Here is a 21,816-nt window from a genome sequence, read left to right as displayed (position 1 = left end):
ACTCAATCTCTCGATGGGAAGCGGATCGATGAAGGTCGAGCCGAAGGGGGGACGGGGGGCTGGAACCTCGGACGGCGGAATTCGTCCGATCATCCCTCTAGCGCGAAGACGATTTTCAGCGTAGAGAGCTACTCGCAAGTTATTTTCCGGTGAAAGTACTTCCGAACCGTGGAATCTTCGGTCAAGCGGTGCAATTGCCGGAGCTCAACCCGGTCTACTGGGGAGCGTCCTCACATATCGTACGGCGGACGCGGGATCGGGTCCACCATGACGTCGAAACCCCTCGGCAGCTGCGCCAGCAGATCCTGGAACTCGCCGACCGTCACCGCCTCGCGCAACGTGATGAGCACCGCCCGGGTGCCCACCTCGGCGACCGCGGGGTCCACCTCGGCCCGCTCGGCCACCCGCTGCACGAAGGCGACCGCTCCCCCGCCCCCGGCGGGCCCGACCGGCGCGGAGAGATAACTGCCCAGCTCGTCCGGCAACTGCGCGGCCAACTCCGCCGACTCGTTGCCGGTCACCCGCTCGGCGAGGGTCTGCAGCACCGCCCGGGAGATCGTGGCCGCCTGCTCGGTGGGCAGCTCGGCGCGGCGGGACACCGCCTCGACGAATCGGGGAAACCGCACGCCGCCCTCCTGTCGTCGCCGGCCCGGCACCGGGTTGCCGACGACCCCAGTTCAACCGCCTGACGACCGGCGACGACCTGGAGCCGCCGGTGGGTACCCGCGACCCGGCCGGGCAAACGCGGTCACCGCCCGACAGGCACCGCCGCGCCGGCGTCCGCCGGGGCCGTCAGCTCCTCTGGGCGCGGGAAGTCCCGGGTACGCCAGACCGGCGAGCAGCGGGTGACCAGCGCCGCCCGCCCATGCCCAGCGCCCGAGGTCGCCACCCAGCTCGTGCTGAGAGGGCACGCCCACCAGTTCGCCGCCGCCCGGCCCGGCCTGTGGATCAGCCTCAGCGCCGACGAGGACACGTCCGCACCGCGCTGCACGCCCTGGCCGGGCTGCTACCCGGCTGATCAGCGCAGCCACCCGGCCGTCGCCGCCGCGGGCCCGCTCAGCGCAGCGTGCCGGTCGAGCGCAGGTGCTCGAAGACGAGCTGGTTGGCCGGGGAGACCCGGTGCCGGTCGGCGTAGCCGAGCCAGGCCAGCTCCTCGATCTCGCTCGCCGGCCGCAGCGTGCCCCGGTAGTCGGCGGCGTAACAGGTCATCCGCACCAGCGTCCCGGCGGCGCGCCCGTGCGCCTGCGCGGTGAACGTGCCGGCCGGCACGGCCGACTCCGGCACGATCGCGACACCCAACTCCTCGGCGATCTCCCGGGCCAGGGTCGCCAGGTCGGCCTCGCCCGGCTCCCGCTTCCCGCCCGGCAGGTACCAGACGTCCTTTCCCCGGGACCGGGCGCACAGCACCCGGCCGTCCTCGATCCGGATCCAGGCCACCTTGTCGATCTCACGCACGGCACTCTCCCGGCTCGGCTGCCGCACGAGGTTATCGGACCTGATAGGTAGGCTGCCCGCATGGCCCGCACCACCCACCCCGGCGCCTGCCCGCTGGACTGCCCGGACACCTGCGTCTGGCAGCTCACCGTCGAGGACGGCCGCGCCGTCGCGCTGCGCGGCGACCGCGACCACCCGTTCACCCGGGGCGCCCTCTGCGGCAAGGTCAACCGCTACCTCGACGCGGTCAACGGGCCCGACCGGCTGACCACCCCGTACGTCCGGACCGGGCCGAAGGGCGTCGGGCGGGTCGCCTACCGCCCGGCGAGCTGGGACGAGGCGGTCGAGCGGGTGGCCGCCGGGCTGCGCACCAGCATCGACCGGGACGGCCCGGAATCGGTCCTGCCCTACTACTTCGCCGGCACCATGGGCCATGTGCAGGGCTGGACGATGGGTCCCCGGCTCTTCGCGTACCTGGGCGCGTCGCGGCTGGACACCACCATCTGCACCGGCGCCGCGCGGGCCGCGCAGCGCTCGATCTACGGCGGCTCGGTCGGCTTCGAGCCGGAATCCATCGTGGACGCCCGGCTGATCGTGCTCTGGGGCGCCAACCCGCTCGCCACCAACCTGCACCTGTGGCCGTTCGTGCAGCAGGCCCGGGAGCGCGGCGCACACCTGGTGACCGTCGACCCGCTGCGCACCGACACCGCGGCACGCAGCGACGAGCACGTCGCGCCGCTGCCCGGCACCGACGCGGCCCTGGCGTTGGGGCTGATGCGGCACGTCGTCGACGCCGGCGCGGCGGATCAGCAGTGGCTGGCGGCGCACACCGTCGGCTGGCCGGAGCTGGCGGCCCGGCTCGGCGAGTGGCCGGTGGAGCGGGCGGCCGCCGAGTGCGGCCTGCCGGTCGAGGTGGTACGCCGCCTCGGCGAGCGGATCGCCACCACCCGGCCAACCGCCGTCCGGGTCGGGCTGGGCCTGCAACGGCACCACGGCGCGGGCCAGGCGATCCGGGCGATCTGCGCGCTGCCCCTGGTCACCGGCGACTTCCGGTACCCGGGCGGGGGTGCGCTCGTCTCGACCAGCGGGCACCACCCGATCGACGAGGGACCGGTGATCCGGCCGCCGGACATGCCCGCCCCGCGGGCCAGGTCGGTGAACATGAGCCGGCTCGCCGCCGTGCTCACCGGCGAGGCCGACCCGCCGGTGACGTCCCTGGTGGTGTTCAACGCCAACCCGGCCGCCACCGCCCCCGACCAGACCCGGCTGCTCGCCGGCCTCCGCCGCGCCGACCTGTGCACCGTCGTGCTGGAGCAACGCTGGACGGACACCTGCGACTTCGCCGACGTGGTGCTGCCGGCCACCATGCAGCCCGAGCACCTCGACCTGCACTCCTCCTACGGGCACCACTACACGACGCTCAACCTGCCGGTGACCCGGGCGCCCGGCGAGGCGCTGCCGAACACCGAGATCTTCCGCCGGATCGCCGCCGCGCTCGGGATCGACCATCCCCGGCTGCGGGACAGCGACGAGGACCTGGCCCGGCAACTCCTGCGCGGCACGCCGGTCAGCTTCGAGGAGCTGCGCGCGCGGACGTACGCCCGGACCAGCGGGGTGGCGGTCGGGTCCGCCCCGTACGCCGACGGCGGCTTCCCCACCCCGGACGGGCGGGCCCGGCTGCACGACCCGGCGCTGGCCCGGCACGGGGTGGATCCGGTCGTCGGCTACACCCCGCCGATCGAGGCCGCCGACCTGGCGCTGGCCCGCCGGTTCCCGCTGGTGCTCATCGCCCCGGCCGGCCGGTACCTGATGAACTCCACCTTCGCCTCGCTGCCCTGGCACGCCCGGCGGACCGGGCCGCCCCGGGTGCATCTGCACCCCGACGACGCGGCGGCGCGCGGCCTCGCCGACGGGGACGCGGTGCGGGTGCACAACGACCGGGGGGCGTTCCTGGCGGCGGTCGCCGTGGACGACGCGACGCGGCCCGGGCTGGCCTTCACCTACAAGGCGTACTGGGCGCGGCTGAGCCCGGGGCGGGCCACCGTCAACGCGGTCACCGCGGTCCGCGACGCCGACCTGGGCGGCGCGCCGACCTTCCACGACTGCCGCGTGGAGGTCGAGCCGGTGCCGGCCGAGCTGCTCACGGCGCAGCCGCCCCAGGACGACGAGGCCACGCCGCCGCCCCGTAGTCCGGCCGGGCCCGCGTCACGATCGCCGGAGGCCGTGCCGGCCGGATGAGGCGGCGGATTCCGCTCGGCGGGTACGCCGTCCTTCACGCCGGCCAGCACCCGGTCGGCGTCCCCGGGGCCGCATGGCCCGGACCCTTCCGTCCGCCATGACCCGCCGGATACCAGCGGGGCGGCTCACCCCTCGGCGAGGGCGTCCAGCAGCAGGGCGGCGGTCCAGCTGAACGCCGGCGAGCCCAGCCCCGCCCCGGTGTCCGGGTGGAAGTACTCGTGACAGCCGCTGCGGGCGACCAGCGCCAGCATGGACTCCCGCAGCCCGGCGGCCAGGTCCGGGCGGTGGTGGCTGAGCAGCCCGCGCCACAGCAGCCAGCTGGTGTTCAGCCAGCTCGGGCCGCGCCAGTAGCGCAGCGGCTCGAAGTCCGGCGCGGTGCGGTCGTAGGTGGGCAGCGGGCGATCCATCCGGGCGGCGAGGCCGAACCGGGGCGAGCCCGCCTCGGCGAGCACCGCCTGCACCTGGCGGGCCGGCAGGTCGGGCAGGACGAGCGGCATCAGCCCGAGCACCGTACGGGCCGGGATCAGCCGGTCGGCGCGTACGTCCCGGGGATGGAAGGTGCCGGTGGCCGGGTCGTACAGCCGGTCGACCAGGGCCTCGGTGATCCGGGCCGCTCGTTCCCCGTGCGGCCCCGGGTCGGCGCCGACCACGGTGGCGATCCGGGCCAGCGCGTGCTCGGCCAGCCCGAGCGCCGCGTTGACCAGCGGGCACTCCACCAGGAACGGGTGCCGGCCGAGCAGCCCGTCGTCCCGGTAGCGGCCCTCCCGGTAGGCGTCGACGAGCGCCACGTAGCGCGCGTAGTCGAGGTCCGTGGGGCGGTGCGCCGCGTCGGCGTGCGCGGTGTCGTGCCGGCGGTACGCCCGCATGATGTCGGCCTCGGCGGGCACCGCGGCCAGCGGGGCGTCCCAGGCGGGACTGTTGTCCAGCCCGGACTCCCACGGGTGGACCACGGCGGCCAGCCCGGCGCCACCGACGTCGCGCCGCCCGGTCAGGTAGCGCTGCTGGGCGACCAGCCGCGGGTAGAGCTCACGCAGCGCCCGCACCGACGCCTCGGAGGGGGCACGGCGGTGCACCAGCCAGGCGGCCGGGGCGTGCACCGGCGGCTGGACGATCCCGGAGGTGGCCGCGGCGGGGGCGCCGTCGACGCGGGTGGAGTCCCAGAACTCCGGTCCGGGGAAGTACGAGCCGGCCCGCAGCGCGGGGTTGAAGACGATGTGCGGCACCCGCCCGTCGGCCCACTGCGCGGCGAACAGGGTGCGCAGCTCCCGCCAGGCCCGGTCCGGGCGGAAGTGGGCCAGCCCGACCGCGATGAACGCCGAGTCCCAGCTCCACTGGTGCGGGTAGAGGGTGCGCGACGGCACCGTGTGGTCGTGTTCCCAGTTGGCGTCGAGGGTGGTGATCGCCAGCCGGCGCAGCGCGGCGGCGCGTTCCGCACCGGCCACCCGAGCCGACGGATCCCCCGCACGCAACTCGGCGGGTGTGCCGGCGCTCATGTGGCCACCTCGCTCCGCTCGGCAGCCCCATGAGACTCCCCGGCACTGTGCCCGATGATTCGCTCACTGCGCTCGCTCATGCGGCCACCTCGCTCCGCTCGGCAGCCCCATGAGACTCCCCGGCACTGTGCCCGATGATTCGCTCACTGCGCTCGCTCATGCGGCGGCCTGCCGGGGGCGGGCCTGGGCGAGCACGGCGGCCGCCTGGCGCAGGGCGGCGACGGGCTCGCCGCGCAGCCGGCACTCGACGGCCAGCCAGCCGGCGTAGCCGAGGTCGTCGAGGGTACGCAGCAGCGCCGGCCAGTCCAGGTGGCCGGCGCCGGGCTGGTACCGGTTGGAGTCGCTGACCTGCACGTGCCCCAGGTATGGCGCGGCCGCGCGCAGCGCCGCGGGCACGTCGTCCTCCTCGATGTTCATGTGGAAGGTGTCGGCGACCACGCGCACTGAGGGCAGGCCGACGGCCCGGCACAGGGCGACCGCCTCGTCGAGGCGGTTGACCATGTGGTCCTCGTACCGGTTGAGGGGTTCCAGGAAGAGGGTGACCCCCTCGGCGCGGGCGTGCTCGCCCAGCTCGCCCAGGGCGTCGACGAGCACCTGCCGGTCGCCGTCGGGCGAGCGGGGCGGCTCGAACGGCGGCAGCCGGCGGGAGAACATCCCCCAGGCGGCGGGGGTCATCGCGCCGATCCCGCCGATCTCGGCGATCACCGAGAGCTGGGAGCGGAGGTTGCGCACCGCGTCCCCGGCCCGCTCCGGGTCGAAGTCACCGATGAAGTGGTCCATCTCGACGCAGACGGTGGGCAGCACCACGCCGTCGGCGCGGGCCCGGCGCAGCTCGGGCAGCCGCCGGGCGAACGCCAGCTCGCCGCGGCCGCGCAGCTCGATGCCCTGGTAGCCGAGCGAGACGGCGAGGGCGTACTTGTCGGACAGGCTGGCGCCGGGGAGCAGCTGCTCCTGGCAGGCGAGTGGAATTGCCATCAGAACCTCAGCACGACTTGGAGGACGGCATCGTCACCGCGGTCGAGCAACGCCAGCGCGTCGGCCACCGCGCCCGCGTCGACGACGTGGCTCACCAGCGGCAGCGGGTCGACGCTGCCCTCGGCCACCAGGTCCATGAAGGTGTGGGCGATCCTGGGCCCGGTCCAGCGGCCGGCCGTGCCGGGCGCCGGGGTGGGCCCGGAGACCTGGGCCGCCACCAGCTGGATCCGGTTGTGGTGGAACTCCTCGCCGAGCCCCAGCCCGTGGGCGTACCCCTGGTAGAAGCCGGCGGCCACGACGCGGCCGGCGTGGGTGGTGGCGCGGATGGCCTCGTGCAGCGCCGGGTACGACCCGGACAGCTCGAGGCAGACGTCCGCGCCGCGGCCGTCGGTGGCCGCGTGCAGCACGGCGGCGGCCGAGTCGACGGCGACGTCGACCACCCGGCGGGCGCCGAACGCGGTGGCGTGCGCCAGCCGGGCTGGCACCCGGTCGACCGCGACGACCCGGGCCCCGGACAGGACGGCGAGCCGGGTGCCGAGCAGCCCGATCACCCCCTGCCCGAAGACGCCGACCCAGTCGCCGAGGTGCAGGTCGCCGGCGAGCACGGCGGTCAGCGCGATGGCGCCCGGGCGGGCGAAGACGGCGGCGAGCGGGTCGAGGCCGGGGGCGAGCGGGGTGACCGTGGCGGCGGGCACCACGGCTTCGGCCCGGTGCCCCCAGATGCCCCAGACGAGCTGGCCGGGCCGGCGGTCGGCGACGTCCGGGGCCACCTCGACCACCTCGCCGACCTCCTCGTAGCCGAAGCCGACCACCGGGTACGGGGGCGCGGCCTGCCGGGGCACGAACATGCGGGTGGCGTCGTCCCAGTCCTTGCTGAGCCGGGGGTTGCTGCCCCGGTAGAGGGTCAGCTCGGTGCCGGCGGAGATGCCGGAGTAGCGGGTGCGGACGCGGACCTGGCCGGGGCCGAGCGGGTCCGGGGGGCAGGGCTCCAGGCTGACGCGTCGGGGCCCGGCCAGAGAGACAACCCAGTTGGCCATGGCGTCGCTCCGAGGGAAGTGCCGGCCCCGATTCTAACCGAAAAAATCGGCATATGTGGTTAGATTGATCAATCGATGGGTATTGAAGGCACGCCGTACTCTTTCGAGAGGAGTGCCACCGATGTCATCACCCTCGAGGCGGCTGCTCGCCACCAGTCTGATCCTGGCACTTGCCGGGACCGGGCTGCTGGCCTGCAGCGACGACCAGCAGAAAGACGACAGTTCCCGGCTCACTGTGTGGAGCCTGGAGGACGTGGCCGACCGGGTCAACGCGACCAAGGCGATCATCGCCGACTACACCGCGAAGACCGGGGTCAAGGTGGACCTGGTCACCGTCAACGAGGACCAGTTCCCCTCCCTCATCGCCTCCAGCGCCGCCGCCGGCGACCTGCCCGACGTGGTCGGGTCGCTCCCGCTGGCCGGCGTCCGGACCCTCGCCGGCAACGAACTGCTGCACCCGGACGCCAACGCGGCGATCGTCGACAAGCTGGGTCGGGACACCTTCTCGCCGCGCGCACTGGAGCTGACCGCCGAGGACGGCAAACAGCTCGCCGTCCCCAGCGACGGCTGGGGGCAGCTGCTGATCTACCGCAAGGACCTGTTCGCCGCCGCCGGCCTGCCCACCCCCGACACGTACGAGAAGATCGCCGCCGCGGCGGCGAAGCTGAACACCGGCGGCGTCGCCGGCATCACCGCGGCCACCGCCCCCGGTGACGTGTTCACCCAGCAGACCTTCGAGCACCTGGCCCTGGCCAACAACTGCCAGCTCACCGACGACTCGGGCGCGGTGAAGCTGGACTCCCCGGAATGCGTCGAGGCGTTCCGCTTCTACGGCGAGCTGATGCGCGACCACTCGGTCAAGGGCGCGCAGGACGTGGACACCACCCGGGCCACCTACTTCGCCGGCAAGGCGGCCATGCTGATCTGGTCGCCGTTCATCCTCGACGAGCTGGCCGGGCTGCGCAACGACGCCAAGCCGACCTGCCCGCAGTGCCAGCGGGACCCGGCGTTCCTGGCGAAGAACAGCGGCTTCGTCACCGCGATCAAGGGCCCGAACGGCACGGAGCCGGCCCAATACGGCGAGATCAGCTCGTGGGCCGTGCTCGACGGCGCGGCCGACCCCGCGAAGTCCTTCGTGGAGTACATGCTCTCCGACGGCTACCCGCGCTGGTTCGGGATGTCCCCCGAGGGCCGCTTCCCCGTCCGCAAGGGCACCGGCGACGACAAGGAGAAGTTCCTCACCGCCTGGAACACCAGCCAGGCCGGCGTGGACACCAAGCAGCCACTGGCGCAGGTGTACGGCGAGGACGTGCTGGCCACCCTGCGCCGCAGCCCGGACACCTTCCAGCGCTGGGGGCTCACCCAGGGCCAGGGCAAGCTGGTCGGGGCGATCCTCGGTGAGCTACCCGTGCCGAAGGCCCTCGCCGACGTGATCGCCGGGAAGTCCGACCCGGCCGGCGCCGCCAGGCGGGCGAAGAAGGACGTCGAGGCGATCAAGGCGGGCGTCAATTGACCACCACCGCACCGCAGGCCGGCCGCTCCCCCACCCGGGACCGGCCCCGCCCCGGCCGACGCCCGCTCACCCTGCGCCGCCGCGAGTCCCGCGCCGGGCTCGCGCTGGTCACCCCGACGCTGCTCGTCGTGGTGGCGGTGATCGGCATCCCCATCGTCTGGACGATCGTCCTGGCCTTCCAGCGGGTACGCCTCGCCACCCTGCGCAAGACCGGCCTGTTCGGCGAGCTGACGCTGAACAACTTCGACCGGGTGCTGCACACCCCCGGCTTCGCCGGGACGCTCTGGACCACGCTGGTCTACAGCGTCGGCGGCACCGCCGGGTCGATCCTGGTCGGGCTCGTCGCGGCCCTGGTGGTCCGCCGCCCGTTCCGGGGCCGCACCGTGGTCCGGGCGTCCATGCTGCTGCCGTACGTGGCGCCGGTGGTCGCGATGACCTTCGTCTGGCAGGTGATGCTCGACCCACAGCTCGGCATCGTCAACGACTGGGGACGGCGGTTCCTCGGCTGGGACACGCCGATCCCGTTCCTCTCCCAGGACTCCACCGCGCTCTGGACGGTCATCGCGTTCGAGGCGTGGCGGTACTTCCCGTTCGCCTTCCTGTTCCTGCTGGCCCGGCTGCAGGCCGTACCCGGTGAGCTGGAGGAGGCGGCCCGGGTCGACGGGGCCACCCCGACCCAGCGGTTCCGGCACATCCTGCTGCCGCAGCTGATGCCGGTGATCGCGCTGCTGGGGGTGCTGCGGTTCATCATGACGTTCAACAAGTTCGACGACGTCTACCTGCTCACCGGCGGCTCGGCCGGCACCGAGGTGGTCAGCGTTCGGGTCTACCAGTTCCTCACCGCACGTACCGACATCGGCGCGGCGGCGGCGCAGGCCGTCGTGCTGGCCGTGGTGCTGATCGTCTTCGTCGCGATCTACCTGCGCTTCTTCGCCCGGCGAGGGGAGCCGTGATGGACCGGGACCGGATCGAGACGGTCAGCCTGCGCTGGCTGCGCCGGCTGGTGATCGCCGGCTTCCTGCTGGTCACCCTGCTGCCGTTCTGGTACATGCTGGTGCTCTCGGTACGCCCCATCGAGCGCCTGCTGCTCGACCCGGGCTCGCTGCTGGTGCCGGCCGGCGAGCTGACCGTCGCCACGTACGTCGAGGTGCTCAAGGCCACCGAGGACGGCGGGCAGGGCTTCCTCACCTTCATCCGCAACAGCGGCCTCGTCGCGCTGGCCGCCACGGCGCTCACCCTGCTGGTCGCCATCCCCGGCGCGTACGCGGTGGCCCGGCTGCGGTTCTTCGGCCGGCGGCAGGTCCACGCGCTCTTCCTCGCGGTGTACCTGTTCCCGTCGATCGTCATCGCGATCCCGCTCTTCGTGGTCTTCACCCGGGCCGGGCTGCGCGGGTCGCTGGTCGGGCTGGTGCTGGTCTACCTCTCCCAGACGCTGCCGGTCTCGGTCTACATGCTCAAAAACTACTTCGAGACCATCCCGGTCAGCCTGGAGGAGTCCGCCGCGATCGACGGCGCCGGTCGGCTCGGCGTCATCCGCCGGGTCAGCCTCCCCCTGGCCGCGCCGTCGGTCATGGCGGTCGCCCTGTACGACTTCATGATCGCCTGGAACGAGTTCCTGTTCGCGCTGCTGTTCCTCGTCGACCGGCCGAACCGGTGGACCGTGTCGCTGGGCCTGTCGCTGCTCTCCGACGGGGTCGAGGTCCCGAAGACCGTGCTGATGGCCGGGTCGGTGATCCTCACCCTGCCCATCGTGGTGCTCTTCTTCGCCAGCGAGCGGCTGCTCACCGAGGGGCTCACCAGCGGCGCCGAGAAGGGCTGACCGCCCCGCCGCCGGGCGCCCGGATTTCACCCCCGCGCCTGGCGGCACCGCCCTTCCCGCCCGGATCATCCGATTCTCGGCCTGTTCCCGGAAAGCGCTGGCCAGCCGGGCGATAGTGGCCACGCTCTCGGTGAACCTGTGCCCTGCCGGGGCCGCTCACGAGATCAGTTACCGTGGCGGCATGGGCAAGCCGACCCGCTGGGTGACCGACACCCAGCCCGGACACTCGCAGTGGTACATCGACCGGTTCCGCCGGCTCACGGCCGAAGGAGCGGACCTGGCCGGTGAGGCGCGGCTGCTGGACGCGCTGGTCCCGCCGCACGCCCGCATCCTGGACGCCGGCAGCGGCACCGGCCGGGTCGGCGCCGCACTCGCCGCCCGCGGCCACCGCGTCGTCGGGGTGGACGCCGACCCGGCGCTGATCGAGGCGGCACAGGCCGACTACCCCGGGCCGCGCTGGCTGGTCGGCGACCTCGCCGAGCTGGACCTGGCCGCGCAGGGCGAGCCGGAGCCGTTCGACGCCGCCCTATGTGCGGGCAACGTGATGACGTTCGTCGCGCCCGGCACCGAGCGGGCGGTGCTGAGCCGGATCGCGGCGCACGTCCACCCGGACGGGCTCGTGGTGGTCGGCTTCGGCACCGACCGCGGCTATCCGCTCGCCGACTTCGACGACGACGCGGTGGCGGCCGGGCTCCGGCTGGAGCACCGCTTCGCCACCTGGGACCTGCGCCGGTGGCAGGAGGACGCCGACTTCGCGGTCACCGTCCTGCGCAAACCGGCCGCCTGACCCGCGGCGGCCGACCTCGCCACCGGCACGCGCGACTCGCGAGAGCGACGCGACTTCGGCGACCTTGCGGCTTCCGGCCTGCCATGATGCCGCAAGCTCACCGAGCCGGTGTGGATCTTGGAGGCGGGTGCCGCAGCGCGGGCGAAAGGCCGCTCAGGCCGGGGCGGCGACCGTGCGGGCGGCGGCCGGGTCGAGCGGGCTGCCGGCCGGCACCAGGCTGACCAGGCTGGCGGGCAGCCGGACCGGGCGGACGCCGGCGTAGCCGAGCATGCCGAGCACGTCCGCGCCGGTGAGCGCGTACCGCCGGCCGAGGTCGGTGACCACGTTGACCGCGCCGCCGGTGGCACCGGGCCCGGCGACGGACTCGACCACGGCACCCCGCCCCGGTTCGACCACCAGGTGGTCGACGAGGCCGCCACGCCCGGTCGGCGTACCCGGGGCGGCGGAGAGGTCCGGCGGGGTGGCGCCCACCCGGACGTCGCGTACGCCGGTGTCGTCGCCGACCCGGGCGCAGAGCGCCCCGCCGTCCGCGGTGGCCAGCCGGGGCGGCACGGCCGGCGGGGCGGTGGGCCCGGCGGGCACCCGGTCGCGGAGCTTGGGCAGGGCGGCGAAGCGGCCGAGAGTGATCGGCTTCGGGTCGCCCTGACCGGTGCGGGCGAGCAGCAGGGCGGCCTGGAGCTCGGTGACCCCGGCCAGCCCGTCCCGCTCGGCCACCGCGTACTGCCGGCCGCCGCCGGAGTTGCGGACCAGGTAGACGTCACCGACGGTGGCGCCGGCGACCCGGTCGGAGGGCGCACCGAGGCCGGGTACCGGGGGCGGGGCCAGGTCGGCGCCGGCCGGCACGGCGTGCAGCAGCGCCGGGGCCACCGGCACGGCCCGTTCCCGGGTCGCGGCCAGCGCGGCCAGCACCCGGTCGGTGTCGCGGAGCAGGTAGCGCCGGTCGTGCCAGAGCAGGTGCAGGGTGCCGTCCGGGTGGCGCAGCAGCAGCCCCTGCTCGCCGAGGGGCCGGCCGCCGGTGGCGTCCCGCCCGACCAGCAGCGCCGACCGCGCCCCGGTACGCCCCGCCTCGGTCGCGCTGACCGAGCAGACGGTCCACGCTCCGGTGACGAGCCGCCCCGGGGCGGGCAGCGAGTCCGGGGCGTCGGCGATGCCGAGCGGCAGGCCGCGCGGCACCCCGTCGATGGTGCGGCGGGAGACCAGCACGGTCTTCGGCCGCTCCGCCCCGATGATCAGCAGCGCGGAGGCGTAGTTGAGCACCGGGTGGAGCTTCTCCTCGCGGTAGACGAACCGCGCGCCGGACTCCTTCTCCACGATCACCGCAGTCGGGTCGCGCCAGGAACTGCCGCCGCCGGCGAAGAGGCCGTACAGGGCGACGCCGCCGAGCGCGATCACGGCGACCAGCACGCTGGCCAGGCCGGCGCCGGCCAACCGCCGGAACGGCGACTGCGCCGGGTCGGTCTCCCGCATCACCAGTGCGGCGACCGCCCGCTGGACGGTGAACTGGTACGAGTGGAGCTGGTCCTGCCGCGACGGCATCGGGTCCCTTCCGGTGGATCGTCGGGGCCACAGGATAAGCGCTGCGTCGATCTATCGTTGACCCTCCGTGTCAGCGGCCCGCGGCCGGTCCGAGAGCGGGCCGGTGCGGATCTGGCCGAGACCCCGATCAGTGGCACACGGGTACCCCCCGGGGTATGTTGGGGTACGGGAGGTAACGCCATGAAGCTTCAGCCCGAGATGACCAGTGAGGCGCTGACCCGGCTCAAGCGGGCCCGGGGCCAACTCAACGCCGTCATCGAGATGATGGAGAACGGCGAGGACTGCCGGGCGGCGTTGACCCAGCTCGCCGCCGTGTCCAAGGCGATCGACCGGGCCGGCTTCAAGATCATCGCCTCCGGGATGCGGCACTGCAGCACCGCCCGCGACCGGGGCGAGCAGCCGGAGATGACCGAGGAGGAGCTGGAGAAGCTCTTCCTCGCCCTGGCCTGACAAAAGAATTCGACGCCCACACCGCCTGAGCGCGGCGTGGGCGGGTAATTGCGCCCGTAACCCGGGCCGAAGTCTGTCTCCCATATACCCCCCCGGGTATAGAAGAACAGGGAAGGAGAACGGCAAATGGCAGTCGAGGTGTCCGTCGTGGCGACGTCCTCGCTCGGCGACCGCAGCTACCTGGCCTCCGACGGACGGGTCGCGATCGCGGTCGACCCGCAACGGGACATTGACCGGATCCTGTACCTGGCCGGGGCGAAGGGGGTGCGGATCACTCACGTGGTGGAAACGCACATCCACAACGACTACGTCTCCGGCGGGCTCGAACTGGCCCGGTTGACCGGCGCCCGCTATCTGGTGGCCGCGGCCGACGAGGTCGGCTTCGACCGGGTGCCGGTCTCCGACGGCGACGTGGTGCCCATCTCGGACGCCCTGCGCCTCCGGGTGGTGGCCACCCCGGGTCACACCTTCCACCACCTGTCGTACGTTCTCGACGAGGTCACCGACGGCGGTTGGCAGCCGGCGGGAGTTTTCACCGGTGGTTCCCTGCTGTTCGGCACGACCGGGCGCACCGACCTGCTCGGCCCGGAGCACGCCCACGAGCTGGCCCACCACCAGCACACCTCGGCGAAGCGGCTGGCCGACCTGCTGCCCGACGGCGCCCAGGTGTGGCCCACGCACGGCTTCGGCAGCTTCTGCTCGGCCGCCCAGGCCGACGCCCCCGACTCGACCATTGGCCGGGAGAAGCAGGCGAACCCGGTGCTGCGGCTCGCCGCGGACCAGTTCGTGACCGAGACCCTGGCCGGGCTCGATGCCTACCCGGCGTACTACGCCCACATGGGGGTGGCCAACCTCGCCGGGCCGGCCCCGGTGGACCTCACCCCGGTGACCCGGGCCGACCCGGCGCAGTTGCGCGAGCGGATCGCCGCCGGCCAGTGGGTGGTGGACCTGCGGCACCGCAAGGCGTACGCCGCCTCGCACCTGGCCGGCACGGTCAGCCTCGGGCTGGACGGGCCGATGTCGACCTGGCTCGGCTGGCTGATCGACTGGGGAGTGCCGATCACGCTGCTCGCGGAGACGCCGGAGCAGGTCGCCGACGCCCAGCGCGAGTTGGTCCGGATCGGCATCGACCGGCCCGCCGCCCAGGCCACCGGCACGGCCGAGCAGTGGGCGGCCACGCCCGACCAGCTCCGGGAGCTGCGGATGGCCGACTTCTCGGCGTTGGCCGCGGCCCACGCGGGCAACGCGCCCGCCGGCCTGCCCGCGCCGGACGTGGTCCTCGACGTGCGGATGACCTACGAGTGGCGCGCCGGCCACGTCGACGGCGCGGTGCACATCCCGCTGCCCGACCTGCCCCGGCGGCTCACCGACATACCGGCCGGCGTCGTCTGGGTGCACTGCGGCTCCGGCTACCGCGCCACCGCCGCGGCGTCGCTGCTGGCGAACGCCGGCCGCGAGGTCGTCGTGATCGACGACAGGTTCGACCGGGCCGCTGAGGCCGGCGTGGCCATGGCCGGCAACGCCTGATCCGTACCCGAATCCGGCCGGCGCGTCCTGGCGCCGGCCGGTGCCCCACGCTGCCGCCAAACCAGGACGATTCGCCCCAGAACGAGGAGAGATGAGCGCTTCCGAGCCCACCCGCCCGGCCACCCTGGACGCCGCCGCGCTGCGCGAGCTGATCGACTCTGGGCGGTCCCCCCGCCTGCTCGACGTACGCACCCCGGCTGCCGGCGCTCCGCGTCGTCCTCGACGGGATCGTGGTCGGGCTGGTCACCGGCCTGGTCGGCGCCGGCGGCGGCTTCCTGGTGGTGCCCGCCCTGGCCCTTCTCGGCGGGCTGCCGATGCCGGCGGCGGTCGGCACCTCGCTGGTGGTCATTGCCATGAAGTCCTTCGCCGGCCTCGCCGGCTACCTCTCCAGCGTGCACATCAACTGGGGTCTGGCGCTCGCGGTGACCGCCGCGGCCGTGATTGGCAGCTTCCTCGGCGGCCGGCTCGCCGGGCGCGTCCCGGCCGACCTGCTCCGCAAGTCGTTCGGCTGGTTCGTTGTGGTGATGGGCGTCTTCGTGCTCGCCCAGCAGCTCCCGGCGAAGCTGGGACCGGCGGTGGCCGCGATCGGGGCGCTCGCACTGGCCGGTACGGTCACCGTGGCGGCGGGGCGACGCCGCCGAAGGAGGAAACCCAGTGGACAGCAACGGCTGGGATGCGCGCTACGCGAGCAGTCCGGATCTGGTGTGGGGCGTTGAACCGAACCGGTTCGTCGTCGAGTCGGTCGACGGGCTCACCCCCGGCAGCGCGCTCGACCTGGCGGCCGGCGAGGGACGCAACGCGGCCTGGCTGGCCGAGCGCGGCTGGCGGGTAACCGCGGTGGACTTCTCCCCGGTGGGCGTCGAGCGGGGTCGCGAGCTGGCCGCCCGCCGGGGCGTACCGGTGGAGTGGCGGGTCGCGGACGTGACCGCGTACCGGCCGGTGCCCGGCAGCTACGACCTAGTCCTGATCAGCTACCTGCACCTGCCCGCCGAGGACCTGGCGCGGGTGCTCGACGCGGCGCGACAGTCGCTGTGTCCCGGCGGCACTCTGGTCGTGATCGGCCATGACCGGGCCAACCTCAGCGGCGGCACAGGCGGCCCACAGGACCCGGCCATCCTGCTCACCCCGGAGGCGGTGGTCGACGGGCTGGCCGGGCTGCGGATCCAGCGGGCCGAGACCGCCCGCCGTCCGGTGCCCACCGGCGACGGCGGCAGCGTCGACGCCCTCGACACGGTCGTCGTGGCGACCCGACCCGACGCCTGATCCGCACCGCCAGCCCCGGGGACTAGCGTCGGGTCATGGACGCCGACCGGCCGCCGATCCGGCCCGCCCTACCCGATCAGGTCCGCCCGGCGGGCGGCGCCCCGGCCGAGGCTGGGACGACCGACGGCCCGTGCCGGGCGGCCCGGCGCCGACGGAAGCCGGCACGACCGGTGCCCCCTCGGAGGCCCGGCCGGGCGACGCCCGACCGGCGTCCTGGCGGCGACCACGTCTCGTCGTGGACGCGGTGGCGCTGCTGGCGGCCGTGTTCGACGGGCTGGGCTTGATCGGCGTCGCCTGCGGTGGCTGGATGGCCGTGGACGCGCGGAACAGCCCCGAGGGCATGGCCGGGCTGGCCGCGTACGTCATGCTCATGCTCTCCGGCATGGTGGCCGTGGGGGCCACCACCGTCACGGCGGTCGGCCTGTACGCGCGCGGGTCGAACCGTGTCGCGACCGCCCTCGGCGCGCTCGCGATCGCCGGCGTGGTCGGGCTCTTCCTCCTTCGGTTGACGGCGTGAGGGCGGCGTTCTCCGGGTTCACGGGCGCAGGATCAGGCGGATCGGGTTGCCCTGCTTCTCCTGGACCCGGCGGACCGCCTGCGGCGCGTCGGCCAGGGACAGCACGTCGCTGACCGACGCGGACAGGTCGAGCCGGCCCAGCCCGGTGAGGGTCACCAACTGCCCGACGTGCTCGGCCTCGGAGCCGTAGTGGCCGAGCACCGCCTGCCGGTTGTAGGTGAACCGGCTGTCCGACGGGATGCTGATCGGCTGGTTGGCGATGCCGGCGAGCACGAGCCGGCCGTGCCGGCCGAGCACGGTCAGGGCCTGTTCGCGGACCGCGGGGACGCCGGCGAAGTCGAAGGCGACGTCGAGCCCCCGGGTGCCGACCAGCTCCAGCATGGCGTCCTTGAAGCCGCCGTCCTTCGGGTCGAGGGCCAGGTCCGCGCCGAGGGCGAGCGCCCGGTCCCGGGCCGCCGGCAGCGGGTCCACGGCGATCACCGGGGCCGCGCCGACCAGCAGCAGCAGCTGCACCGCGTGCGCGCCGAGACCACCGACGCCCCACACCGCGGTCGCTTCCGCCGGTCGGACCCGCCCGGTGTCGGTGATCGCGGCCCAGGGCGTGGATACCGCGTCCGGGATGATGCAGGCCTGCTCGAACGGGAGCAGGTCCGGGACGGGGACCAGGGTGTCCTCGCGGGCCAGGGCGTACTCGGCCCAGCCTCCGTCGTAGTCCACGCCGCGGGTGAGCACCAGGCCGAAGCGGTCCCGCTCCCCCGCCTGGAGCAGCACCCGCTGGCCCGGCTCCCAGCCCCGCACCCCCTCACCGAGCGCGTCCACGGTGCCCGCGACCTCGTGGCCGAGGGTCACCACGTCGCCGGGCAGGTCCAGCGGGCTGAGGGTGCCGTCGATCAGGTGCACGTCCGACAGGCACACCCCGGCGGCGGCGACCCGGATCCGGACCTCGCCGCGTCCCGGCTCGGGCACCGGGACCCGCTCCATCCGCAGCGCCCGCTCAGTCAGGTGCAGCCGTCCGGCCAGCATGTCCGCCACGCTCGCTCCTTCCTCCGCCGTCCTCGCTCCCGACGGCTCCAGGTCGCTGCGCGGCAGCGGACCGGTATCCGGTCCGGAGCGCCGTCTGGCGGCGCGGAGGCCGCGTCCTGGCCGCCAGCCGAGCTGGAGTCGTCGTGGGCGTACCCGGGGTGGCCCGGGCGATGCCCCCGGCGGCGGAAAAAGGGGGTCCGAGCCCGGTGGACGGCCGGGCCGGGCCCGGACGGGCCGGTAACATCCGCCTCACGGAACCGGCGGAGAGGACCACCCCCGTGGGCGCGCGATTCGAAGAACTGGCCTGGCGGGAGACGCCGATCGGTGAGTTGAGCCTGCGCCGGCGCCGCGAGCCGTCGCTCGACGTCGACGTGTACGAGGTGAAACTCGACGACGAGTACCTGATGTCCAGCCTGTTTCCGGTCGCGGAGATCGAACTCGCCCGGCTCGGGCTGGCCACGCTGGCCGGGGACGCTCTGGACGTGGTGGTGGGCGGCCTCGGGCTCGGCTACACCGCGCGGACCGCGCTGGAGGACCCGCGGGTCCGGTCGCTGCTGGTGGTCGAGGCGATCGAGGACGTGATCGACTGGCATCGGCAGGACCTGCTGCCGTTCGCCGCCGGGCTGGCCGCCGATCCGCGTACCCGGTTCGTCCGGGCGGACTTTTTCGCGGCGGTGGCCAGCGGGGTCGGCTTCGACCCGGAGTCGCCGGGTCGGCGGTTCCACGCGGTGCTGCTCGACGTGGACCACTCGCCGCGTCAGGTGCTGCACCCCAGTCACGCCGGCTTCTATACGGTGGACGGGCTGCGCCGGCTCGCCGCGCTGCTGCACCGCGACGGGGTCTTCGCGCTGTGGTCGAACGACCCGCCGGACCCGGCGTTCCAGCGGGTGCTCACCGCGGTGTTTCCGACCTCGGTGGCGCACGTCGTCCGTTTCCCCAACCCGCTGCAGCGTCGGGAGTCCGCGAACACCGTCTACGTGGCCCGGCACTGACCGGCCCCCGGTCGTGCGGGCAGCTCCCGGCACGCCGGAAGCCGTCCGCGGTGGGGGATCTCAGGCGAGCACCAGCGCGGGGTTCGCCCGCAGCGCGGCGACCACGGGGGCCGGCGCGGTTTTCGGCGACCCGGCGGCGTACGGGGGCTGCGGGTCGTACTCGATGCCGAGCTGGAGGGCCTGGGCGACCTCGTCGCCGGCGATCCGGCCGGCCAGGGTGAGCGCCATGTCGACGCCGGCCGAGACGCCGGCCGCGGTGACGTACTTGCCGTCGACGACCACCCGCTCGGCGGTCGGCTCGGCGCCAGGGGCTCTTCACCAAGGTGATCGCCGGTTGGCGTCCGGAGAGCTACCTGCCGCTGGTGTCGCCGGAGACCGACGAGGCAGCCCCGCCGGCGTAGGACGCTGGCGGGTCGGTGGTGGCCGGCGCAGCGCGCCCGGCCACCACCGATGACGAGGAGACGGCGAATCGCCGCGGCCGCCCGCGGCAGCGCGACGCTCTCATCGCCTTCCGTAGTGCTCGGCGATGGTGGTGAACGCGGCTTTGGGTTCCCACGGCAGGTCCGGGTAGGTGTCTCCGTGGCGGTCGTCGAAGACCTTGACGATGCCGTAGCTGGCCAGGTCCAGGTCGTCGCGGGGATCGCCGTCGGGGCGGTGCGGGTGGTCGTAGAGCGCGAAGAGGAACACGAAGGCGGTGTCGACGCCCTCGGCGTCGAAGACCTCCAGCAGCTCGCGTAGGTAGGCCGCCTGGCCGGCCTCGTCGCGGACGTACTTCCCGTTGAGTCGGACCGGGCCGGTGTCCTGGTCGTACTCGACGATCTCCAGTCCTTGCGCGCCCCGGTCGCCCGCGCCCTGGTAGGTGGCCGAGCCGAATTCGGTGATCGCGACCGGCTTTCCTTGAAGTGCCGGGCTGCGCATGCCCTCGGCGACCATCTCGGCGAACGTGTCGGCGGTCGCGGCCGACCGGTAGACGTCCATGGACACGATGTCGAAGGGCGTCCAGTCGACGCGGTCAATTGGCACCGAGGCGTAGGTGAGTTTGCCACCGAACCGCTCGCGGACCAGGGCTACGGCTTTGCCGAGGAAGTCGTTGACCCGGGCGCCGGCCTCGGCAATCAGGTCGCGCACGCGGTGCGGCTGGCTCAGCAGCCCGATCCGTTCCTCGGTGGTGTCGCCGGGCAGGAATCCCGGGTTCATCAGGCTCAGCTCGGCGCCGGTGACGAACACGACCTCAGCGCCGCGCCGCCGCAGCCGCTCCGCCCGCTCGGCGCAGTCGGCGAACAGCGACAGCATCTCGTCGGCAGTCATCTCGAGCGGATACGGCGAGAACCAGACCTCCAGGCCCAGGTCGACGGCGAAGGTCGCGGCGGTCTCGATCCGCTCGGGATCGCCGCCGGTCACGCGGACGGCAGTGCAGTGCAGATCGTCCCGGATGATGCGTAGTTCGCGTTCGACCAGCTCCGGCTCGAAGCGTTGGCGGGAGTTCACGCCATGGCGGACGAATCCGGTGTCGTAGGTGATGCCTCTGGCACGCACGCGTGGGTCCCTTCCGCGTCTTTGTAAGGTACTGGCAGTACCGTATTTTGACTGAGGTCGCACGTCAAGTGGATGCTTGGAAGGAACGAGAAGTACCGATCGCAAGGAAGATCATGCCGGACGACCCGATGACGCAGACCCGTGCTGGACAGACCCGACGACGGGGCGCGGCACTGGAGGAGGCGATCCTGCGCGCCGCGGCCGATGAACTCACCGAGTCCGGGTACGCGGGGCTGTCCATGGACCGGGTCGCCAAGCGGGCAGGCACCAACAAGAACGCGATCTACCGCCGCTGGCCAGACCGCCTCACTCTCGGCATCGCCGCCTACAAGCAGTTGGCCACGACGATCCAAGCCCCCGACACCGGTGAGCTGCGCGAGGATGCCCTGGAACTGCTGCGCCGAGCCAATCGGCACTGGAGCTCGCCGCTCGGCACCATCCTGCGGGAACTGCTGGCGGCGGCCGGCAGCGCGAAGAACCTCGCGGCGCAACTACCGGAGCAATCCACCGACGGGATGACCGCCATGTGGCTGACGATCCTGGGACGCGCCGTCGCCCGCGGGGAAGCCTCCCCTGAATCCCTCCACCCCCGGGTCGCCACCGTGGCGATCGTCCTGCTCCGGAACGAGTTCGTCACGCGAGGCGTGCCCACCGCACCCGACGAGGTCCTCATCGACATCGTCGACGAGGTATACCTGCCACTCGTGCGGAAACGCGCCACGGCATAGCCCGCGCCCGTTCCGGCATCGATCAGCTACACCAGGCCGGACAGGTACTCCCTCCGTCGCTGCGGTTCGAACTTTTCGATCGCGTACCGCAGCATGACCCGTGGCATGCCCCGGTAACGGCGGGCCAGGAACTCCTCCTCCGCCGCCCGGTCCCGGTTGCCCACCTCGCGCAGCATCCAGCCCACCGCCTTGTGGACGAGGTCGTGTGGGTCGCGCAGGAGCCGGTCGCAGAGCCGGAAGGTCCAGTGGAAGTCGCCGGCTTTGATGAAGGCGAGAGTTGCCATGATGGCGATCCGCCGATCCCACACCAGGCGCGACTCGGCCAGCCGATCCAGCACGCTCCGGTCCTTGTCGATCAGCCAGGGGCCGACGATGTACGGCGCGGACGAGTCCACCAGGTCCCAGTTGTTGATGCGGCCGGTGTTGGCCAGGACGATGCTGAAGATCTCGCCCCGTTCGGCCTCGTCCCCCCTGGCGAACTTGCGCACCAGGATGAGGAGCGACGTCAGCCTCTCCTCATGCACGCCGCTCGTCAGCAGCACCGCCGTTTCGGCCAGAGAGAGGTCCCGCCAATAGCGGCCAGCCACCTTGCGCTGTTCCGGCACGGAGACGCCGATGGCCCGGTCGCCCTCGCCATAGCCGCCCGGAACCATCTGCAGATACCGGCTCACTCCCTCGACCCGATCCGGGTCGGCGAGGCTGGCAAGGTCGTGACGGACGTCGTCGATCGTGGCCATCACTGTGCAACCTATCGCGACCAGCGCGTCCGGCCCCATCCCTGAGCAGGAGACGGCCCATGGGCGCGACCGCCGAACGGCGCTGGGCCCGCGACCAGCCGATCGCGGGCTAGGCCCAACGCCGTTCAGTTAGGGCGGTGGCTGGTTCGTCAAGGGTCGTCGGTGATGACGTCGATTCTGGTGGTGGCCTTGTAGGTGCGGCGGTCGATGT

The 21,816-nt window shown here is 73.4% G+C and carries 21 protein-coding genes and 1 pseudogene; 12 read left to right on the top strand and 10 right to left on the bottom strand.

The window, feature by feature from the left end; translation table 11 throughout:
* Window positions 1–230 precede the first annotated feature (230 nt).
* Entirely contained in the window at window positions 231–626 is a 396-nt protein-coding gene (locus ACFYM6_RS32825) for a DUF2267 domain-containing protein (RefSeq protein ID WP_387281346.1), read from the bottom strand.
* A 430-nt stretch (window positions 627–1,056) separates the two neighbouring features.
* Complete coding sequence (locus ACFYM6_RS32820) at window positions 1,057–1,455, bottom strand: NUDIX domain-containing protein (RefSeq protein WP_387281345.1); 399 nt, start codon at window positions 1,453–1,455, stop codon at window positions 1,057–1,059.
* Between the two features lie 60 nt (window positions 1,456–1,515).
* Between ACFYM6_RS32820 and ACFYM6_RS32815 the strand changes: the two genes are divergently transcribed.
* Window positions 1,516–3,672 carry a molybdopterin-dependent oxidoreductase gene (locus ACFYM6_RS32815; protein WP_387281344.1) on the top strand — a complete coding sequence of 719 codons (2,157 nt, stop codon included), beginning with the start codon at window positions 1,516–1,518 and terminating at the stop codon, window positions 3,670–3,672.
* Between the two features lie 125 nt (window positions 3,673–3,797).
* On the opposite strand, the gene ACFYM6_RS32810 is transcribed toward ACFYM6_RS32815, so the two are convergent.
* The 3 genes from ACFYM6_RS32810 to ACFYM6_RS32800 all read right to left on the bottom strand — a co-directional run bounded on the left by ACFYM6_RS32810 (window position 3,798) and on the right by ACFYM6_RS32800 (window position 7,177).
* On the bottom strand, window positions 3,798–5,165 hold the full coding sequence (locus ACFYM6_RS32810; RefSeq protein WP_387281343.1) for a hypothetical protein: 1,368 nt from the start codon (window positions 5,163–5,165) through the stop codon (window positions 3,798–3,800).
* A gap of 156 nt (window positions 5,166–5,321) precedes the next feature.
* The gene (locus tag ACFYM6_RS32805; protein ID WP_387281342.1) at window positions 5,322–6,140 is read right to left on the bottom strand and encodes a sugar phosphate isomerase/epimerase family protein; all 819 of its coding nucleotides are present in this window, start codon (window positions 6,138–6,140) and stop codon (window positions 5,322–5,324) included.
* On the bottom strand, window positions 6,140–7,177 hold the full coding sequence (locus ACFYM6_RS32800) for a zinc-binding alcohol dehydrogenase (protein ID WP_387281340.1): 1,038 nt from the start codon (window positions 7,175–7,177) through the stop codon (window positions 6,140–6,142). Before ACFYM6_RS32800 ends, ACFYM6_RS32805 begins: the two co-directional genes overlap by 1 nt.
* A gap of 121 nt (window positions 7,178–7,298) precedes the next feature.
* Here ACFYM6_RS32800 and ACFYM6_RS32795 point away from each other — a divergent pair, with 121 nt between their 5' ends.
* From ACFYM6_RS32795 to ACFYM6_RS32780, 4 genes are all read left to right on the top strand, one after another.
* Complete coding sequence (locus tag ACFYM6_RS32795; RefSeq protein WP_387281339.1) at window positions 7,299–8,690, top strand: ABC transporter substrate-binding protein; 1,392 nt, start codon at window positions 7,299–7,301, stop codon at window positions 8,688–8,690.
* On the top strand, window positions 8,687–9,643 hold the full coding sequence (locus ACFYM6_RS32790; protein ID WP_387281338.1) for a carbohydrate ABC transporter permease: 957 nt from the start codon (window positions 8,687–8,689) through the stop codon (window positions 9,641–9,643). Before ACFYM6_RS32795 ends, ACFYM6_RS32790 begins: the two co-directional genes overlap by 4 nt.
* Window positions 9,643–10,509, top strand: a complete 867-nt coding sequence (locus ACFYM6_RS32785; protein ID WP_387281337.1) for a carbohydrate ABC transporter permease — start codon at window positions 9,643–9,645, stop codon at window positions 10,507–10,509. The genes ACFYM6_RS32790 and ACFYM6_RS32785 overlap by 1 nt, the downstream gene beginning before the upstream one ends.
* A 181-nt stretch (window positions 10,510–10,690) precedes the next feature.
* Window positions 10,691–11,296 carry a class I SAM-dependent methyltransferase gene (locus tag ACFYM6_RS32780; protein ID WP_387281336.1) on the top strand — a complete coding sequence of 202 codons (606 nt, stop codon included), beginning with the start codon at window positions 10,691–10,693 and terminating at the stop codon, window positions 11,294–11,296.
* Window positions 11,297–11,449: 153 nt separating this feature from the next.
* On the opposite strand, the gene eccB is transcribed toward ACFYM6_RS32780, so the two are convergent.
* A complete protein-coding gene (eccB, locus tag ACFYM6_RS32775; protein ID WP_387281335.1) occupies window positions 11,450–12,832 on the bottom strand; it encodes a type VII secretion protein EccB in 1,383 nt (460 codons plus the stop codon).
* A gap of 180 nt (window positions 12,833–13,012) precedes the next feature.
* Here eccB and ACFYM6_RS32770 point away from each other — a divergent pair, with 180 nt between their 5' ends.
* From ACFYM6_RS32770 to ACFYM6_RS32750, 5 genes and pseudogenes are all read left to right on the top strand, one after another.
* The gene (locus tag ACFYM6_RS32770) at window positions 13,013–13,282 is read left to right on the top strand and encodes a metal-sensitive transcriptional regulator (RefSeq protein WP_387281334.1); all 270 of its coding nucleotides are present in this window, start codon (window positions 13,013–13,015) and stop codon (window positions 13,280–13,282) included.
* Window positions 13,283–13,408: 126 nt separating this feature from the next.
* The gene (locus ACFYM6_RS32765; RefSeq protein ID WP_387281333.1) at window positions 13,409–14,809 is read left to right on the top strand and encodes a rhodanese-like domain-containing protein; all 1,401 of its coding nucleotides are present in this window, start codon (window positions 13,409–13,411) and stop codon (window positions 14,807–14,809) included.
* Between the two features lie 161 nt (window positions 14,810–14,970).
* Window positions 14,971–15,525 (top strand): annotated as a pseudogene (locus tag ACFYM6_RS32760) (sulfite exporter TauE/SafE family protein); the annotation flags it as partial.
* Entirely contained in the window at window positions 15,464–16,072 is a 609-nt protein-coding gene (locus ACFYM6_RS32755) for a class I SAM-dependent methyltransferase (protein WP_387281332.1), read from the top strand. The pseudogene ACFYM6_RS32760 and the gene ACFYM6_RS32755, both read left to right, overlap by 62 nt.
* 235 nt (window positions 16,073–16,307) lie before the next feature.
* Window positions 16,308–16,589: a hypothetical protein gene (locus tag ACFYM6_RS32750; RefSeq protein ID WP_387281331.1), complete on the top strand. Its 282-nt coding sequence runs from the start codon at window positions 16,308–16,310 to the stop codon at window positions 16,587–16,589.
* A gap of 18 nt (window positions 16,590–16,607) precedes the next feature.
* Here the strand turns inward: ACFYM6_RS32750 and ACFYM6_RS32745 are convergent, their stop codons facing one another.
* Window positions 16,608–17,612 carry a zinc-binding dehydrogenase gene (locus ACFYM6_RS32745; protein ID WP_387281359.1) on the bottom strand — a complete coding sequence of 335 codons (1,005 nt, stop codon included), beginning with the start codon at window positions 17,610–17,612 and terminating at the stop codon, window positions 16,608–16,610.
* Between the two features lie 278 nt (window positions 17,613–17,890).
* Between ACFYM6_RS32745 and ACFYM6_RS32740 the strand changes: the two genes are divergently transcribed.
* Window positions 17,891–18,604, top strand: a complete 714-nt coding sequence (locus tag ACFYM6_RS32740; protein ID WP_387281330.1) for a spermidine synthase — start codon at window positions 17,891–17,893, stop codon at window positions 18,602–18,604.
* A gap of 60 nt (window positions 18,605–18,664) precedes the next feature.
* On the opposite strand, the gene ACFYM6_RS32735 is transcribed toward ACFYM6_RS32740, so the two are convergent.
* Window positions 18,665–18,886: a hypothetical protein gene (locus ACFYM6_RS32735; RefSeq protein ID WP_387281329.1), complete on the bottom strand. Its 222-nt coding sequence runs from the start codon at window positions 18,884–18,886 to the stop codon at window positions 18,665–18,667.
* A gap of 219 nt (window positions 18,887–19,105) precedes the next feature.
* Window positions 19,106–20,140: a hypothetical protein gene (locus ACFYM6_RS32730; protein WP_387281328.1), complete on the bottom strand. Its 1,035-nt coding sequence runs from the start codon at window positions 20,138–20,140 to the stop codon at window positions 19,106–19,108.
* 113 nt (window positions 20,141–20,253) lie between these two features.
* Between ACFYM6_RS32730 and ACFYM6_RS32725 the strand changes: the two genes are divergently transcribed.
* Entirely contained in the window at window positions 20,254–20,868 is a 615-nt protein-coding gene (locus ACFYM6_RS32725; protein ID WP_387281327.1) for a TetR/AcrR family transcriptional regulator, read from the top strand.
* Between the two features lie 26 nt (window positions 20,869–20,894).
* Here the strand turns inward: ACFYM6_RS32725 and ACFYM6_RS32720 are convergent, their stop codons facing one another.
* Entirely contained in the window at window positions 20,895–21,605 is a 711-nt protein-coding gene (locus tag ACFYM6_RS32720) for a DNA alkylation repair protein (RefSeq protein WP_387281326.1), read from the bottom strand.
* Window positions 21,606–21,816: the final 211 nt, after the last annotated feature.

This window comes from Micromonospora sp. NPDC006431, assembly GCF_042870725.1.
In the GTDB taxonomy this organism is placed as follows: domain Bacteria; phylum Actinomycetota; class Actinomycetes; order Mycobacteriales; family Micromonosporaceae; genus Micromonospora.
The sequence above is the reverse complement of the archived record's forward strand: the minus strand, read 5'-3'. Positions and strand labels throughout refer to the sequence as shown.